The following is a 15,029-nucleotide window of genomic DNA, read 5'->3' on the forward strand; positions in this document are numbered from 1 at the left end:
AGAATTACTTCTCACCCTAAATTAAAATTAAAACTATTTATGAAAATAATAAAAAATCAGGCTGGTGCCGCCGCATTCGGCGAGACACCACCAGAGCTGGAATCTGACGGTGATTTTCTCGTTGATTGGCCTGGTTTGGGTGGGCGAGGATCAATGCCGCTCATGATGTCATTGATTTGATCCGCATCAATCGTTTCCCAGTCAAGCAAGGCTTTAGTCATTGCTTCAACCTTGTCGCGATTTTCCTCCAACAATTTACGTGACAGTGCATATTGCGTGTCCAGGATACTGCGAATTTCCGCATCGACTTTTTGCTGCGTCACTTCCGAAATTGTCTTGGAAGAGCCGCCGAAATAGCCTTCGCTTTGATTGTCCTCATACACCATCACGCCCATGCTGTCGGACATGCCGAAACGAGTGACCATGGCGCGTGCCAACTTGGTTGCACGAGAAAAATCGTTCGATGCACCAGTCGACATTTGCCCCACAAAAATCTCTTCAGCGATACGTCCGCCAAACAAAATCGAAATTTCTTCCAGCATCTTGTCTTTATAACCGCTGATCTGATCGTGTTCAGGCAGTTGCCAGGTCAAACCCAAGGCAAAGCCACGCGGCATGATCGTGACTTTGTGCACCGGATCAGCTTTCGGCAATAACTTCGCAACGACCGCATGACCTGACTCATGATAGGCAGTATTACGGCGCTCATCTTCACGCATGACCATTGATTTACGTTCTGGTCCCATGAAGATTTTATCTTTCGCATCTTCAAAATCCAGCATTTCGACCAGACGCTTGTTGCGGCGCGCAGCAAATAAGGCCGCTTCGTTGACCAGATTCGCCAAGTCGGCACCGGACATGCCAGGAGTACCGCGAGCCAGAATATCCGCTTTGACGTCGGTGCTGATAGGTACCTTGCGCATGTGTACGTTCAAGATTTGTTCGCGGCCACGAATATCTGGCAAACCTACGGAAACCTGACGATCAAAACGACCCGGGCGCAACAAAGCTTTATCCAGCACATCAGCACGATTGGTCGCTGCAATCACGATCACACCGGAGTTGGCTTCAAAGCCATCCATCTCGACCAGCATCTGATTCAAGGTCTGTTCACGTTCATCATTACCGCCGCCCATACCGGCACCGCGGTGACGACCAACTGCGTCGATCTCATCGATGAAGATAATGCATGGAGCATGTTTCTTGGCATTTTCAAACATATCGCGAACACGGGATGCACCGACACCCACGAACATTTCTACGAAATCTGAACCTGAAATTGTAAAGAAAGGTACCTTGGCTTCGCCGGCAATCGCACGCGCCAGCAAAGTTTTACCCGTACCCGGAGGACCGACCATCAGTACGCCGCGCGGAATACGACCGCCGAGTTTTTGGAATTTACTTGGATCACGCAAGAAGTCAACAATCTCACTAACCTCTTCTTTAGCTTCATCGCAACCTGCGACGTCGGCAAAGGTAACGTTGTTATTGGTATCGTCAAGCATTCTGGCTTTGGACTTGCCAAAAGAGAAGGCACCGCCCTTGCCGCCGCCCTGCATCTGACGCATGAAAAATACCCAGACGCCAATAAGTAGCAACATGGGAAACCATGAAATGAATACCTGAGACAGGAAGGATTGCTCTTCAGGTTGCTTGACATCGAATTTGATACCGTTATTGACCAGGTCGCCAACCAATCCACGATCCAGCACAGTCACCTGGGATTTGATCTTTTTGCCATCCACGGTAGTTGCGACAATCGAGCGACTGGCCTCATCGATCACCGCATCTTTGATATGCTTGGCCCTTACTTCATCCAGGAACTCGGAATATGGCATTGCGGAGACACCAGAGGTGATGCCCTTATCAAACTGTTTGAACACAGTAAAAAGCACCAAGGCAACAACGACCCAAATGGCTGCTTTTGAAAACATATTATTCACGAGAACTCCTTGGACGCATAAGAACGCCTGTACACACTGTAATTTTGCATTTTACCCGCATTGGATAGAGCTTGCTAGAGCGCATATGCTGCTCACCTTGAGGATTATCAAGGTCTGATTGGCTGACAAATTAGCTATTTTTGATCTATTTGAGCATTTTTAATCATTTTTCAGCCCTCGACCCAACAAAAATATCTCGGAAGACTTATCTTTACTGGCTTTAGGTTTTTTACTTGTGACTGTTTTAAATTGTGTTTTAAACATGCTCACTATTGTGTTGTAGGCAGGCCCATGAAAGCACTTCACCAACAAGGCACCCGTCGGTTTTAAATGCGCATTGGCAAACTCTACCGCCAGCTCCAGAATATATTCGATACGTGCTGCATCGACTGTGGAGTTACCTGATAGATTAGGCGCCATATCAGACAATACAAGGTCAAGTTTGCGACCTTGCAATTTCGCCTCTAATTGGCTCAGCACGGTCTCTTCACGGAAATCCCCTTGGATAAATTGCACGTCAGCGATAGGATCCATAGGCAATAAATCCAGTGCAAAAATCTCGCCCAGAATACCGCCGCCGTCTTTACCGGCTAATTTATTCCGCACATACTGCGACCAGCTACCGGGTGTGGCCCCCAAATCGACGATAATCTGTCCCGGTTTGATTAATTTTTCAGCTTCATCGATTTCCTTGAGCTTGTAAACGGCACGCGCACGATAGCCTTCCTTCTGTGCCAATTTGACATAAGGATCGTTAATATGATCGTGCACCCAATTTTGATTGAATTTATTTTTTGCCATTCGCGTAAAATACTGCTTTTAAAGGAATTTATATGTTGAAACTCACGCCCGCTGAACGTAGCGAATTGCGCTCCGAAGCCCACGCCCTGAAACCTATCGTTCTGATCGGTGAAGCCGGTTTATCGCCCGCCGTGATGAAAGAAATCGATGCTGGTCTCAGCTCTCATGGATTGATTAAAGTACGCGTATTTGGCGATGACCGCGAAGCACGCGTTACTATGTACGATACGATATGCGAGTCGCTCAAAGCAGCGCCAGTCCAGCACATCGGCAAACTACTGGTTCTCTATCGCCCTAAAGTCGATGGCGTCAAAGAAACCAAGTTAGTCAAAAAAGGTAAAGGTATGCGCGAGGTTACGATCGTTAAACCTAGCGCCAGCGGCACCAAAAAACCTACGGTATCGAAAGTCATGGTTAAAGGCAATGAGCGCGTCACGCAAGGTGGTTCGATCAAACGTGCTAAACCACGTCAATCCAGCGCGAAGAAATCTGCTTTGGGTAATGCCTGATCATACAGCAAATGCAGTGCTTCGCTGCAAATCAATGGGAGACCAGACCTTGACCAGTCTGGTCTTTTTTACTTAGATGTACAACACATCCAACACTTCGTACTCACGAACACCTGCAGGTGCCTGCACACCAACCACATCACCAGCGTACTTGCCGATCAAGGCGCGTGCGATAGGAGAGCTGATCGAGACTTTGCTCAATTTGATATCTGCCTCATCATCGCCCACGATCTGGTAACTGACTTTTTGTTCTGTTTCGAGATCTTCTAAACGCACTGTCGCACCAAATACGACACGGCCCTCTGCATCCAGCGTTGCAGGATCGATAATTTGTGCCGCACTGAGCTTGCCTTCCAATTCGGCAATGCGTCCCTCAATAAAACTTTGACGCTCTTTGGCCGCGTCGTACTCAGCGTTTTCCGACAGATCGCCTTGAGCACGCGCTTCAGCAATCGCATTAATCACGTCTGGACGCTCTTTGGTCTTCAGATTATGCAATTCTTGCTTCAGCAATTCTGCGCCGAATTTGGTAAGAGGTACTGTACTCATTTCATTCACACTCATAAAGTAAAAATACAGAGGCCACATCTGGCATCCGGACTGGACGCCGTCTGTGAGCTCTGTATCGAAGTTTAAGCTATTCGCTTAGTGTAAGGTTTTATGCAGCCCTTGTAAATCATAGACATGCAATTCATCCAGATGACGCATCCCCTGCACTGCTGCCTCGGCCCCGGCAATCGTCGTATAGGTTGGCACGCGGGCCGCCAACGACGACACGCGAATGGCACGTGAATCGGTAATGGCACTGCGTTTTTCCTCTACCGTATTGATCACCAGAGCAATCTCATGATTCTTGATGATATCGACGACATGCGGACGGCCTTCAGCGACTTTATTAATGATGCCGACAGGAATGCCGGCAGCTGCAATCGCCGCTGCCGTACCTTTGGTGGCGACCACGCTAAAACCCATCTCAACCAGATCACCGGCAACTTTGACCGCACGCGGCTTATCGCTGCCTTTGACGCTCAGGAACACTTTGCCGGATGTCGGCAACTTGATGCTGGCACCGAGTTGCGACTTGACGAAGGCTTCGCCAAACGTTTTGCCGACGCCCATGACTTCGCCGGTGGACTTCATCTCCGGGCCGAGTATGGTGTCAACGCCAGGGAATTTCACGAATGGGAAAACCGCTTCTTTCACACTGAAATACGAAGGTACGACTTCTTTGAGTATGCCCTGCGATGCCAACGATTGTCCCACCATGCAACGTGCAGCAATCTTAGCCAGCTGTAAGCCCGTGACTTTGGAAACATAAGGAACGGTGCGGGATGCGCGCGGATTCACCTCCAGCACATAGACCACATCTTTGCCATCCTGCTGCTGGATCGCAAATTGTACGTTCATCAAGCCGACCACATTCAAACCCTTGGCCATCAACGAGGTCTGGCGCTTCAATTCATCGATCGTCTCGGCCGCCAGCGAATACGGTGGCAAGGAGCATGCCGAGTCGCCGGAATGCACGCCTGCCTGCTCGATATGCTCCATCACGCCACCGATAAAAGTGTGCTCGCCATCGGAGATACAGTCGACATCGACTTCGATCGCATCGTTCAGGAAGCGGTCCAGCAGCACCGGCGAATCATGCGATACCTTGACGGCTTCACGCATGTAGCGCTCAAGGTCACGTTGCTCATGCACGATCTCCATCGCGCGTCCGCCCAATACGTAGGATGGACGAACCACCAGCGGATAGCCGATTTCCTGCGCCAGTGCTAAAGCTTGCTCTTCGGTACGCGCAGTGCGATTCGGCGGTTGACGCAAACCTAAGGTATGCAACATTTGCTGGAAACGTTCACGGTCTTCTGCGGCATCGATCATGTCTGGCGAGGTACCGATGATAGGTACGCCATTTGCTTCCAGATCCAGCGCAAGCTTCAATGGCGTCTGGCCGCCGTATTGAACGATGACACCGACCGGTTTTTCCTTATCTACGATTTCCAGTACATCTTCTAACGTCAATGGCTCGAAATACAGGCGGTCGGAAGTGTCGTAATCGGTAGATACCGTTTCGGGATTGCAGTTGACCATGATAGTTTCATAGCCATCTTCGCGCATCGCAAAAGCAGCGTGTACGCAGCAATAATCGAATTCGATACCCTGACCGATACGGTTCGGACCGCCGCCCAACACCATGATTTTCTTCTTGTCGGTCGGTGCAGATTCGCACTCTTCTTCATAGGTCGAATACATGTAGGCGGTCTTGGTCGCGAACTCGGCGGCACAAGTATCCACACGTTTGTAGACCGGGCGAATATTCAGCGCATGGCGACGTTCACGCACTGCTTTGTCGCTTGTTTTCAACAACTTCGCAAGGCGACGATCGGAGAAACCTTTTTGCTTGATTTTTAACAGCACTTCTTTATCGAGGCCATCCAAAGTCTGATGATCCAGCCACAATTCGATATCGACAATATCCTTGATCTGCGCCAGGAACCACGGATCGATATGCGTGAGCTGATGCACTTCTTCGAGTGTAAAGCCGAGGCCAAATGCATCGCCGACATACCAGATACGATCCGGACCAGGCTCACCGAGTTCTTCTTCGATCACTTCACGATCCAGAGTTTTCTGGTTCATCCCATCGACACCGACTTCCAGGCCGCGCAAAGCTTTCTGGAACGATTCCTGAAAGGTACGGCCGATCGCCATTACTTCGCCGACCGACTTCATTTGGGTCGTCAGGTGGCTATCGGCCTGCGGGAATTTTTCGAAAGCGAAGCGCGGTATTTTTGTCACCACATAATCGATCGAAGGCTCGAATGATGCTGGCGTAGCGCCGCCGGTAATTTCATTGCGCAATTCATCGAGCGTGAAGCCGACGGCCAGCTTGGCCGCGATCTTGGCGATCGGGAAACCGGTTGCCTTGGAGGCCAGCGCCGAGGAGCGCGATACGCGCGGATTCATCTCGATCACGATCATGCGACCATCAGCCGGATTGACCGAGAACTGTACGTTGGAGCCGCCGGTATCGACGCCGATTTCACGCAGCACTGCCAGCGAGGCATTCCGCATGATCTGGTATTCCTTGTCGGTCAGGGTCTGTGCCGGTGCAACGGTGATCGAGTCACCGGTATGTACGCCCATCGGATCCAGGTTTTCGATCGAGCAGACGATGATGCAGTTGTCCGCCTTGTCGCGCACCACTTCCATCTCGTACTCTTTCCAGCCGATCAGGGATTCTTCGATCAGCAATTCGCTGGTCGGCGACGCTTCCAGACCGCGTTTGCAGATGGTTTCGAATTCTTCTTCATTGTAGGCGATACCGCCGCCGGTGCCGCCCATAGTGAAGGATGGACGGATGATGACAGGGAAGCCCAGCGTGCGCTGCACAGCCCATGACTCGTCCATGCTGTGCGCGACGCCGGAACGGGCCGAACCCAGGCCGATCTTGGTCATCGCATCTTTGAATTTGGAACGGTCTTCGGCCTTGTCAATCGCTTCTGGCGAAGCACCGATCAGTTCGCAATTGTATTTGCTCAAGATACCGTGTTTGTGCAAGTCCAGCGCGCAATTCAATGCAGTCTGGCCGCCCATGGTAGGCAAAATCGCATCTGGTTTTTCTTTCGCGATAATGCGTTCAACGACTTGCCAGGTAATCGGTTCGATGTAGGTGACATCGGCCATTTCCGGATCCGTCATGATGGTCGCCGGATTGCTATTCACCAGGATGACTCTATAACCTTCTTCGCGCAAAGCCTTACAGGCCTGAGCGCCGGAATAATCGAATTCGCAGGCCTGACCGATGATAATAGGGCCGGCGCCAATAATCAGAATACTTTTTATATCGAGACGTTTAGGCATTTTTATTTTTCTCCTGTTTTGCCTGCGCTTTTGCGGCACTCATTAATTGGGTAAAGCGGTCAAACAGGTAAGCGATATCATGCGGTCCGGGCGAGGCTTCCGGATGTCCCTGGAAGCAAAATGCCGGTTTATCAGTACGCGCAAAACCTTGTAGGGAACCGTCAAACAAGGACACATGCGTCACGCGGCAATTGGCCGGCAGTGAGGCAGAATCAACCGCGAAGCCGTGATTTTGTGACGTGATCAATACTTGCCTGGTATCTATATCCTGCACCGGATGATTCGCACCGTGATGACCAAACTTCATCTTCAAGGTTTTAGCACCGGACGCCAGCGCCATGATTTGATGACCGAGACAGATGCCGAAGGTCGGAATACCTTTTTCAATCAATTCTCTGGTGGCGGCGATTGCATAGTCGCACGGCTCCGGATCGCCAGGGCCATTGGATAAAAATACGCCATCAGGATTCAGCGCCAGCACTTCGGCGGCGGATGATTGTGCGGGCAACACGGTGACTTTACAGCCGCGCTGGACCAGCATGCGCAAGATATTACGTTTCACGCCATAGTCGAAAGCCACCACGTGGAATTGCGGGTCGGCCAATTCGCCGTAACCCTGACCTAGCGTCCATTCTGCTTCAGTCCATTCATAGGACTTAGTGGTCGACACGACTTTCGCCAGGTCCATGCCAGACAAGCCAGGAAAGGATTTCGCCAAGGCGATCGCTTTAGCCGCATCGTTACCGACCAGGATCGCGCCGCCCTGCGCACCTTTTTCACGCAAAATCCGCGTTAATTTACGCGTATCAATGCCTGCGATGGCAACGATATTTTGCGACTTCAGGTAGTCGGCGAGCGATTGCTCGGAACGGAAATTCGATACCAGCAGCGGCAAGTCTTTAATGATCAAGCCGGCTGCATGGATTTTGCCGGACTCGACATCTTCCGAGTTGACGCCGGTATTGCCGATATGCGGATAAGTCAGGGTGACGATCTGGGAGCTATAGCTTGGGTCAGTCAGGATTTCCTGATAACCCGTCATGGAGGTATTGAAAACGACTTCACCGATGGTGTGTCCGGAAGCACCTATGGATATACCGGTAAAAATTGTCCCATCTGCGAGGGCAAGAATGGCTATGGCATCTTGTTGGGTACGTAAAGACTGCGGAAATGGCAGCAAGGGTAACTCCTGTATTGTTACCGTCGCTACGCTGCGCCGAAATACTCGTCGTGAATGCCCACGCACAATCTTCGCGTAGCTGGGGACGATTTTAAGGTGCGATGTGGATTTGGGTATGCGATACGACGGGATTTGGATTAGCTAAACCCTAGAATTATAGCGCAAATCCAGCTCTCAGGCAAACAGGAATCATAGAAAAAAGGCGCAAATTGCATGGATCAGCATGCCAATTTGCGCCCTTCTGCTTCAAATGCTTTGCTACGCTTGATAGTCAATAGCGCGTCAATTTCACTTTGACTACACAAAAAAACAATTACGCCAGCAAAGCCGCGATACCCGCCTTTGCAATCTGCGCATCTTCAGAAGATTTAACTCCGGAAACTCCGACAGCGCCAATGCAATGACCGTCAACCAGAATCGGCACACCGCCCTCCAGCATGCCCTCGATATACGGCGCGCTCAAGAAAGAGAAGCGACCGTTATTGATGATGTCTTCATAGATTTTCGACTCGCGGCGACCCAGCGCCGCAGTCGTCGCTTTCGCTGGCGCGATCTGCGCAGAGATAGGCGCGACGCCATCCAGGCGTTGCAACCACATCAGATGGCCGCCGTCGTCCACAATCGCAATCACCACGGCCCAGGAGTTCGCTTTTGCTTCAGCCTCTGCCGCCGCTGCAATTTTTTTCACATCGTCCAAAGTTAATACGGGTTTTGTTTGCATCATTGCCTCCAGATTGAAATGTGAGCGGATTGTACGTCATGGCCGTTCGCTTAAGTATACAAACTGTTTTAACAATTTGATGGGCTTGCCTATCGCAGCGACCCCTCAATACATGTCATTTGGTTAATTTTTACAATTGACGAGTTTACATTCCGCAATAGTTCGCTTAAAGTTGGGCGGTTTTTTCAACCAGGTGCAACAATGCTAATACCAATTTCCCGACATCCAAGGAAAGTAAAATTAGTCCTTACTGTACTACTCGCCAGCGCCCTGCAGCTTACCGTCTGCACCGCCGGCCAAGCCGCTGAAAACCCCTTCCCCGAATCCTCGACTGCCTACCTGAAACTGCAAGAACTCCGGGAACGCGCATCCAACCTGACTGTCAAGGCCATGGACATGCTCGGCATACGCTACAAGCGCGGCGGCAATACGCCAGAAAATGGACTCGATTGCAGTGGTTTTGTGAGACTGGTTTTCAAAAATGCACTGGGTGCGGAATTGCCAAGAACCTCGCATGAAATCAGCAAAGTCGGCGAAACGGTAGAGCAAAAAGATTTGCAACCCGGCGATTTGGTTTTTTACAATACATTGCGCCGCGGCTTCTCGCACGTCGGCATTTATCTCGGCGACAACAAGTTCATCCACTCGCCTTCTGCCGGCGGCCAAGTACGCATAGAAAGCATGGACATTGCTTACTGGAAGAAACGCTTTAATGGCGCCAGACGGATCAACGAAGACGAAAAGCAGCAAAACAACCCGCAATAATTATATACTCCCCTTATTACGATCTAAAACACGGTCACAATCCGTATGTTTTATGCGGATAAATAAATGTACATAGGGGCAGTATGTAATTTAAACCGACATCATTTTTCCTGCATCATACGAATTTTTTGCTTAATTTCAGTCATCGCTGACATCGCTGCCCTCTCCCCCGCCAGGATCGCCAGATTACGCCCGGCAAAATCACTGCCCTTCATGCTCGCCAATTCCGGCCGGATCACGACATCTGCATTTTTTAATTCAAACTGATTCAAGCTTTGCCCCATGATGGTAAAAGTCTGCATCAGCACTTCCAGCGAACTGGAAGCCGCCTGCGAATCCGGCTGCGAAGAAATATTCACCGCAATCACAAAATCTGCTCCCATCTCACGCGCAAAGCGCACCGGCACTGGCGACACCAGGCCGCCATCGACATACTGCCTGTCATTGATTTTGACCGGCTGAAACACGCCGGGCACGGCGGAGGAAGCACGTACCGCCAAGCCGGTATTCCCGCGCTGGAATAACACCGGCAAACCGGTGTGCAAATCGGTCGCGACTGCGCCGAAAGGTTTTTTCAATTTCTCGATCGGCGTTTGCCCTACCGATTTATTCACATACGCTTGCAGGGCGTCGCCCTTCAACACGCCGCTGCTCTTGGCAAACAAAGGCAAAGACCAATCTGAAATCGTTGCCTCATCCATATCCAGCGCCATTTTTTGCAAAGCAAAGCCGTTATTTCCCGCCGCATACATCGCACCGACCACGCTGCCTGCACTGGTGCCGACCACGATGTCAGGAATGATGCCTTGCGACTCCAGCGTCTTAATCACGCCGATATGCGCAAATCCGCGCGCAGCACCGCCACCCAGAGCCAAGCCGATACGTATCGCTTTAGGGGTCTTCGCCACAGGCACAGGCGGAGCAACCACCTGAACCGGCGTCGAGCCACAGGCCACCAGCAGCGATAAAGCGAATAAGGACGAGCAGATATTGGATAATGGACGCACAAATTTTTTTGGCAACATGAGGGACATGAGAAAAGTGAATAGACGATCCAGATACGAAAAACCCACGTTCTCTGAGGAGCAACGTGGGCTTAGATACTGCTAAATTTTTGGCGGAAGCGGTGACATCCATTAATTGCACGTAACATATTGATTTTAAATGATATTCAAAATATAAATATTGAGCAATACCAACACAAATACCAACAATTGAAACCGCTGGACGTTTGAGCCGAAAGTGCCCAGCGTAGCCTCCGGGAAGAGTGGGTGTTTAATGCCGGTCTCCAGAAAATTAGACTGGGCGTGGCAGACTACGTTTGACCTATGGCATCACAACGGCGACGCTAAACGATCGGCGTGCTTGATCACGTGGGCATGAACCGAAATTGCCCGCTGCTGATACCCGGAACGCGACTGGCCTCCTGACCTTCGGACACGAACTCAGCAAACACGGCCTACCTTGGTAGTTTGTCGGAACAAGTGGGATTCGAACTGTGTCGGCACCGCGCGGCCGTGCCGAAACTCAGCGGACAGAAGCGAAAACGTAGTCTTTGGTCATCAACTTGAGCGATCGGTTTAGCATTCGTCGGCTGGACTAAGTACATTTTTCTCCTAGGCAAAATATTGCTTCAATGGTGCATCAAGCCGTTGATAGAGAGGATGGACCGGCGAACCGTTCTTATTCCTTCCGAAGCAAAGGACTTTCGCCGGGTCACACACTTCGCGCAAGATTGCCTCCACCGCAGTTCCGCGGCCCGACTTATGACCGGGATTCCCCCAACTCACCACAATAAGTCGAGCGCTGGCCGCGATCCGCCGGATCCATTCATCGTTCTCGGGGAGGTTGACCAATGCCGTTTTGGCTAAATCTGACGAGTAGGTACCGCGAATGGACATGACATTGAGTTGGTAGTAGGCACCAACGCCCCAGTACTCTCGAGCTCGGCGGACCATGCCATCCACTGTCGGATCGCCCACATTTTCCGCCGCACCGGAGGGGTTCATGCTGATGCCGCAAGCATAATTCTCTATGTCACCCCAATGCCGGAAGAGCGCAAAGCGATGAGTTCTATCGGTGTTGAAAACTGTTCGTTCTGCGATGATTGGATCGACCGATTGCTCGGGCAACGGGGCCGGTGAGCCGATTGCTGCGACGGCGAATTTGGACATAGATTTATCTCGAAGTTGGCCGTTTGCAGGCAGGTGAGGGAGACATCGATCATTTGAGACACTAAACTTTAACTCATCTGACAGCCAGCGTCAGGTGAAGTCTGGGCTAGTTCAACTGAGCGCATGCCACCACGCCCGCCCGCCGGAGAACATCAACCTGGCCTGGACCAGGTCGATACCTCGCATGCCTGCATGAAAGCGCACCCGCCACACAATCGCTTGGAACACGAATACCTTGGAGTCAGATGGCCATTCAAGATGTGTTCCCTTCGCCTGGCCAGCGCTACCACTTCTTCTACTGACATCAGATCGACCCTATGTGCCGACTTGAACATGCGTCCTGGTCGCTGGATCAACACGATGCCGAACGCGGCGACGTGTTCCCCTGTCTGCGCTTGCACCGCCAGTCGCTGCGCCGATAGCTCGATTACATCGGAAAAATAGGGCTGATTTGTCCTACGCGTTTTCAATTCCACCAGGATGATCACGCCGCTCGGATTCCGGTAGCCCCGGTCCAATTTCGCGACAATGGTGATGTCGCCCACGGCACAGAAGGTTTGCTCGGCATAGACCAACTCGGCGCCGCGTAGCTCACGCGGCAGCCAGGCTAATCCGAGTGCTGGGCCAGTCGAGCGAGCACGACGCTGCCGAACAGCGAACGCCACGACGACGACGACCAGCACCAGCAGAATGATTGCGCTATTTTCCATGATTTTTTCCGCTCTCAAGAAGTGTCCTTTTCACGAGCCAGACCGCGGCTCGCAACGTGGTACGTACAATGGGTTGCAGCGATGTATGACGTTGCAGCACTGAGCACACCGAGGGAGCCGTCCGGTAGTACATCGCGATGCACCATCGCCCCGCCAAGTTCGGCCGCAGGACTCGGTCTCGGAATGCCCTGAGCGCGATCGTCTCCGGGCCGGCGCCAAATATGAGCGTCGCGATATAGCAACGCCCTTTTTCGGCCGACGCATCTCCTGCTACGGATACCAGGACGCCATCGCGATAGAACTGCTCGTGTGCAACCTGTCCCCGCTTGATCGCAACACGCTGGTGCCGAGATCTCCGCTTGCCGAAGTGGTGTTCGAACACGACCAGGCGTTCACACACGCCCATCTGGGCCAGTTCCGAGGCGCCGACGGCATTCACCCTTTTGCCTGACTGCCGACCACCACCGGTTCGCAATCCGCCGCCCGCCGGTGCGCCCCCGTCCAATTGATCCTGGTTCATGTCTACTCCATCAGGGGTTCGTCGAATACCTGGTTGGTGACCGACGCCCCGCCCCCATCGACGCGAACCCTGTCGCCATTCGCGTCCTCGACTTGCCCCCCTCCGCGCGCCGACCAGATTTGCGCAAGCAAGCCTTCGTGCGCCAGGGTTCGCAAACGGTTGACCCGTTTGGAGCCTTTCTTGCACTGGATCAGGTCTTCGTAAAGCCGCGGATTGTCGGCGCGCTCCAATTCGAAGACGAGCCGTATGCGCTCTGGTTGTCCAGCATTCGCCGGACTCATGCAGCACCTCCATCCGCCTTCAGTTCGGGCCGATTTGCGGGAGCATCCTTGTCGATTCCGCTTCGGGCGTAGTTCATCCCGGCTATCTGAAACCCTTTGACGTTGGCATAGATAGGATCTTTGATCTCGTGGATTTTGTGTCTCGGAAATGCATCCTTGACCGCCTTCTTGAACAGGAAAGCCCCTCCCCCGACGAGGATAATGTTCTGGAAGTTGTAGGATGCCTCGATCCATTGCATCATCGACGACACTGCCTGCTGCGCGATCGTGCGCGCAATCGGCATCAGGCGCGACATGTCGTAGGGCTTCTGATAAATGACAGGGTTCTTGCCAGTGCGCAGCGCCGCATCGATCGCGTCGAAGTCCCGGTAAGGCGTGCCGATGTCGTCACTGATCTCAGTTGCGATGGCCTGCAAGACATCGAACATTCCGCGATTGATGGAATGACTTTTCTTTTGGACCAGGCGCATCCCTCTTGTGACCAGCCAATCGAAGGTCCGGGCGCCTGGATCGATTACCAAGCTCTGCTCATTCTCGATGGCTTGCAGCTTTTGGTGCAGCGAGGCGTAGTAGACCAACGCACCTTGTGGTTGGGCCACGGCCAGGGCCTTACGCACAGTCACGGTCCGACCATTGCCGACTTCGTGCTTGCCGGTCATCGCCTTTTCCAAGGCCGCCTTCTTCGCAGCGAACGCCGCGACAGGCAGGCCGACCACCAGCAGATCGATACTACCGACCTTCATCAGATTGAGCGCCCCTCGCAAGAGGGCCGCATACTCTGGCGTCTCGGTATAGCGGTCGTGCATCTGGGTGGAGCGGAATGTGTCGGCGGCCAGGTTCACTTCGGGTCCGACTTCGTAAAACAGGCCATCGATTGGCACGGCCACGGTTCTACGCCGCTCGGCGGCCGGCGTCGCCGACAAGTCCCTTGCGCTCGGATAGGCGATCGAAGGGAAGGTGGCGCAACGGATCTCGTCGTTCGATCCGCTTGTCACGTACTTGGTATTGCCAAATCCAACATCCACTGCTCTGACGATCGGTTCCATGGATTCTCCAGAAATGTCGATTCATACGGACAGCATCGGATATTCGATGCCGCGCCTCCATGCGAAACGCCCACGATTGGGGCCGGATTTCGGCACCAGGTCCATGTCCGGTCGACCCACCGTGTCATTCGGCTCGAACCGGAACGACACCGGCCATCGCCGAGCCCGGATCGTGTGCGTTCGCATATCACTACGGTCGCACCAGAAGAACACGCGTCAAGCCTCCAGATCGTCCGTTAAATCGGCGGTCAAGGCCGGTTCCGGAACCAGAGGCCACTTCCTTGCGAGTCAACCCCTCGCGCACCCTCGCGTGCCCGCCGGATCGGAAGAAAAACCGCCATCAAGGGCGCGTGCCGACGCCACCCGAAAGCGCCGGAAAGCGCTTGACGCGTCAACCGTCAAGGTGTCAACTGGCAGTGCTCGAAAGGCTCCTTGCCCTGCTCCCATCGCGGGAACAAAAAGGCGTTGCGGTCGATACCCGTCCTGACAAACCAATCCTTGAATTGGTTTTGGCG

Annotated in this window: 14 protein-coding genes; 2 read left to right on the forward strand and 12 right to left on the reverse strand. The window is 52.6% G+C overall.

Annotation, left to right across the window (positions count from 1 at the left end; all coding sequences use genetic code 11):
* Window positions 1-56 precede the first annotated feature (56 nt).
* The gene (ftsH, locus tag LPB67_RS15740) at window positions 57-1,943 is read right to left on the reverse strand and encodes an ATP-dependent zinc metalloprotease FtsH (protein WP_262838239.1); all 1,887 of its coding nucleotides are present in this window, start codon (window positions 1,941-1,943) and stop codon (window positions 57-59) included.
* Between the two features lie 159 nt (window positions 1,944-2,102).
* Window positions 2,103-2,744: an RlmE family RNA methyltransferase gene (locus LPB67_RS15745; protein ID WP_262838240.1), complete on the reverse strand. Its 642-nt coding sequence runs from the start codon at window positions 2,742-2,744 to the stop codon at window positions 2,103-2,105.
* A gap of 32 nt (window positions 2,745-2,776) precedes the next feature.
* Between LPB67_RS15745 and LPB67_RS15750 the strand changes: the two genes are divergently transcribed.
* Entirely contained in the window at window positions 2,777-3,253 is a 477-nt protein-coding gene (locus LPB67_RS15750) for a YhbY family RNA-binding protein (protein ID WP_262838241.1), read from the forward strand.
* Between the two features lie 72 nt (window positions 3,254-3,325).
* On the opposite strand, the gene greA is transcribed toward LPB67_RS15750, so the two are convergent.
* The 4 genes from greA to LPB67_RS15770 all read right to left on the reverse strand — a co-directional run bounded on the left by greA (window position 3,326) and on the right by LPB67_RS15770 (window position 9,018).
* A complete protein-coding gene (gene greA, locus LPB67_RS15755; protein ID WP_262838242.1) occupies window positions 3,326-3,802 on the reverse strand; it encodes a transcription elongation factor GreA in 477 nt (158 codons plus the stop codon).
* A gap of 96 nt (window positions 3,803-3,898) precedes the next feature.
* Entirely contained in the window at window positions 3,899-7,117 is a 3,219-nt protein-coding gene (gene carB / locus LPB67_RS15760; RefSeq protein WP_262838243.1) for a carbamoyl-phosphate synthase large subunit, read from the reverse strand.
* Window positions 7,110-8,294, reverse strand: coding sequence for a glutamine-hydrolyzing carbamoyl-phosphate synthase small subunit (gene carA, locus LPB67_RS15765; RefSeq protein WP_262838473.1), 1,185 nt, complete (start codon window positions 8,292-8,294; stop codon window positions 7,110-7,112). The genes carB and carA overlap by 8 nt, the downstream gene beginning before the upstream one ends.
* Window positions 8,295-8,610: 316 nt before the next feature.
* The gene (locus LPB67_RS15770; protein ID WP_262838244.1) at window positions 8,611-9,018 is read right to left on the reverse strand and encodes a GlcG/HbpS family heme-binding protein; all 408 of its coding nucleotides are present in this window, start codon (window positions 9,016-9,018) and stop codon (window positions 8,611-8,613) included.
* A gap of 201 nt (window positions 9,019-9,219) precedes the next feature.
* Between LPB67_RS15770 and LPB67_RS15775 the strand changes: the two genes are divergently transcribed.
* Complete coding sequence (locus tag LPB67_RS15775; protein WP_262838245.1) at window positions 9,220-9,783, forward strand: C40 family peptidase; 564 nt, start codon at window positions 9,220-9,222, stop codon at window positions 9,781-9,783.
* Between the two features lie 101 nt (window positions 9,784-9,884).
* Here the strand turns inward: LPB67_RS15775 and LPB67_RS15780 are convergent, their stop codons facing one another.
* From LPB67_RS15780 to LPB67_RS15805, 6 genes are all read right to left on the reverse strand, one after another.
* Window positions 9,885-10,808 carry a patatin-like phospholipase family protein gene (locus LPB67_RS15780; RefSeq protein WP_262838246.1) on the reverse strand — a complete coding sequence of 308 codons (924 nt, stop codon included), beginning with the start codon at window positions 10,806-10,808 and terminating at the stop codon, window positions 9,885-9,887.
* Between the two features lie 591 nt (window positions 10,809-11,399).
* Window positions 11,400-11,957, reverse strand: a complete 558-nt coding sequence (locus LPB67_RS15785; protein WP_262838247.1) for a DUF1643 domain-containing protein — start codon at window positions 11,955-11,957, stop codon at window positions 11,400-11,402.
* A gap of 152 nt (window positions 11,958-12,109) precedes the next feature.
* A complete protein-coding gene (locus LPB67_RS15790) occupies window positions 12,110-12,667 on the reverse strand; it encodes a PD-(D/E)XK nuclease family protein (RefSeq protein ID WP_262838248.1) in 558 nt (185 codons plus the stop codon).
* A complete protein-coding gene (locus LPB67_RS15795) occupies window positions 12,657-13,187 on the reverse strand; it encodes a CFI-box-CTERM domain-containing protein (protein ID WP_262838249.1) in 531 nt (176 codons plus the stop codon). Before LPB67_RS15795 ends, LPB67_RS15790 begins: the two co-directional genes overlap by 11 nt.
* Window positions 13,188-13,189: 2 nt before the next feature.
* Window positions 13,190-13,468 (reverse strand): hypothetical protein, encoded by a 279-nt coding sequence (locus LPB67_RS15800; RefSeq protein ID WP_262838250.1) that lies wholly within the window; start codon window positions 13,466-13,468, stop codon window positions 13,190-13,192.
* Window positions 13,465-14,514: a PRTRC system protein D gene (locus LPB67_RS15805; RefSeq protein ID WP_262838251.1), complete on the reverse strand. Its 1,050-nt coding sequence runs from the start codon at window positions 14,512-14,514 to the stop codon at window positions 13,465-13,467. The genes LPB67_RS15800 and LPB67_RS15805 overlap by 4 nt, the downstream gene beginning before the upstream one ends.
* Window positions 14,515-15,029: the final 515 nt, after the last annotated feature.

The sequence above is a fragment of the Undibacterium sp. Jales W-56 genome (genome assembly GCF_025548535.1).
Lineage (GTDB): Bacteria > Pseudomonadota > Gammaproteobacteria > Burkholderiales > Burkholderiaceae_D > Undibacterium.

Bases quoted from the DNA above. Each gene is read 5' to 3' on its own strand.
- LPB67_RS15745 (WP_262838240.1), bottom strand. From the start codon at position 2,744: ATGGCAAAAAATAAATTCAATCAAAATTGGGTGCACGATCATATTAAC.
- LPB67_RS15750 (WP_262838241.1), top strand. From the start codon at position 2,777: ATGTTGAAACTCACGCCCGCTGAACGTAGCGAATTGCGCTCCGAAGCC.
- greA (WP_262838242.1), bottom strand. From the start codon at position 3,802: ATGAGTACAGTACCTCTTACCAAATTCGGCGCAGAATTGCTGAAGCAA.
- carB (WP_262838243.1), bottom strand. From the start codon at position 7,117: ATGCCTAAACGTCTCGATATAAAAAGTATTCTGATTATTGGCGCCGGC.
- LPB67_RS15770 (WP_262838244.1), bottom strand. From the start codon at position 9,018: ATGCAAACAAAACCCGTATTAACTTTGGACGATGTGAAAAAAATTGCA.
- LPB67_RS15775 (WP_262838245.1), top strand. From the start codon at position 9,220: ATGCTAATACCAATTTCCCGACATCCAAGGAAAGTAAAATTAGTCCTT.
- LPB67_RS15780 (WP_262838246.1), bottom strand. From the start codon at position 10,808: ATGTTGCCAAAAAAATTTGTGCGTCCATTATCCAATATCTGCTCGTCC.
- LPB67_RS15785 (WP_262838247.1), bottom strand. From the start codon at position 11,957: ATGTCCAAATTCGCCGTCGCAGCAATCGGCTCACCGGCCCCGTTGCCC.
- LPB67_RS15790 (WP_262838248.1), bottom strand. From the start codon at position 12,667: ATGGAAAATAGCGCAATCATTCTGCTGGTGCTGGTCGTCGTCGTCGTG.
- LPB67_RS15795 (WP_262838249.1), bottom strand. From the start codon at position 13,187: ATGAACCAGGATCAATTGGACGGGGGCGCACCGGCGGGCGGCGGATTG.
- LPB67_RS15800 (WP_262838250.1), bottom strand. From the start codon at position 13,468: ATGAGTCCGGCGAATGCTGGACAACCAGAGCGCATACGGCTCGTCTTC.
- LPB67_RS15805 (WP_262838251.1), bottom strand. From the start codon at position 14,514: ATGGAACCGATCGTCAGAGCAGTGGATGTTGGATTTGGCAATACCAAG.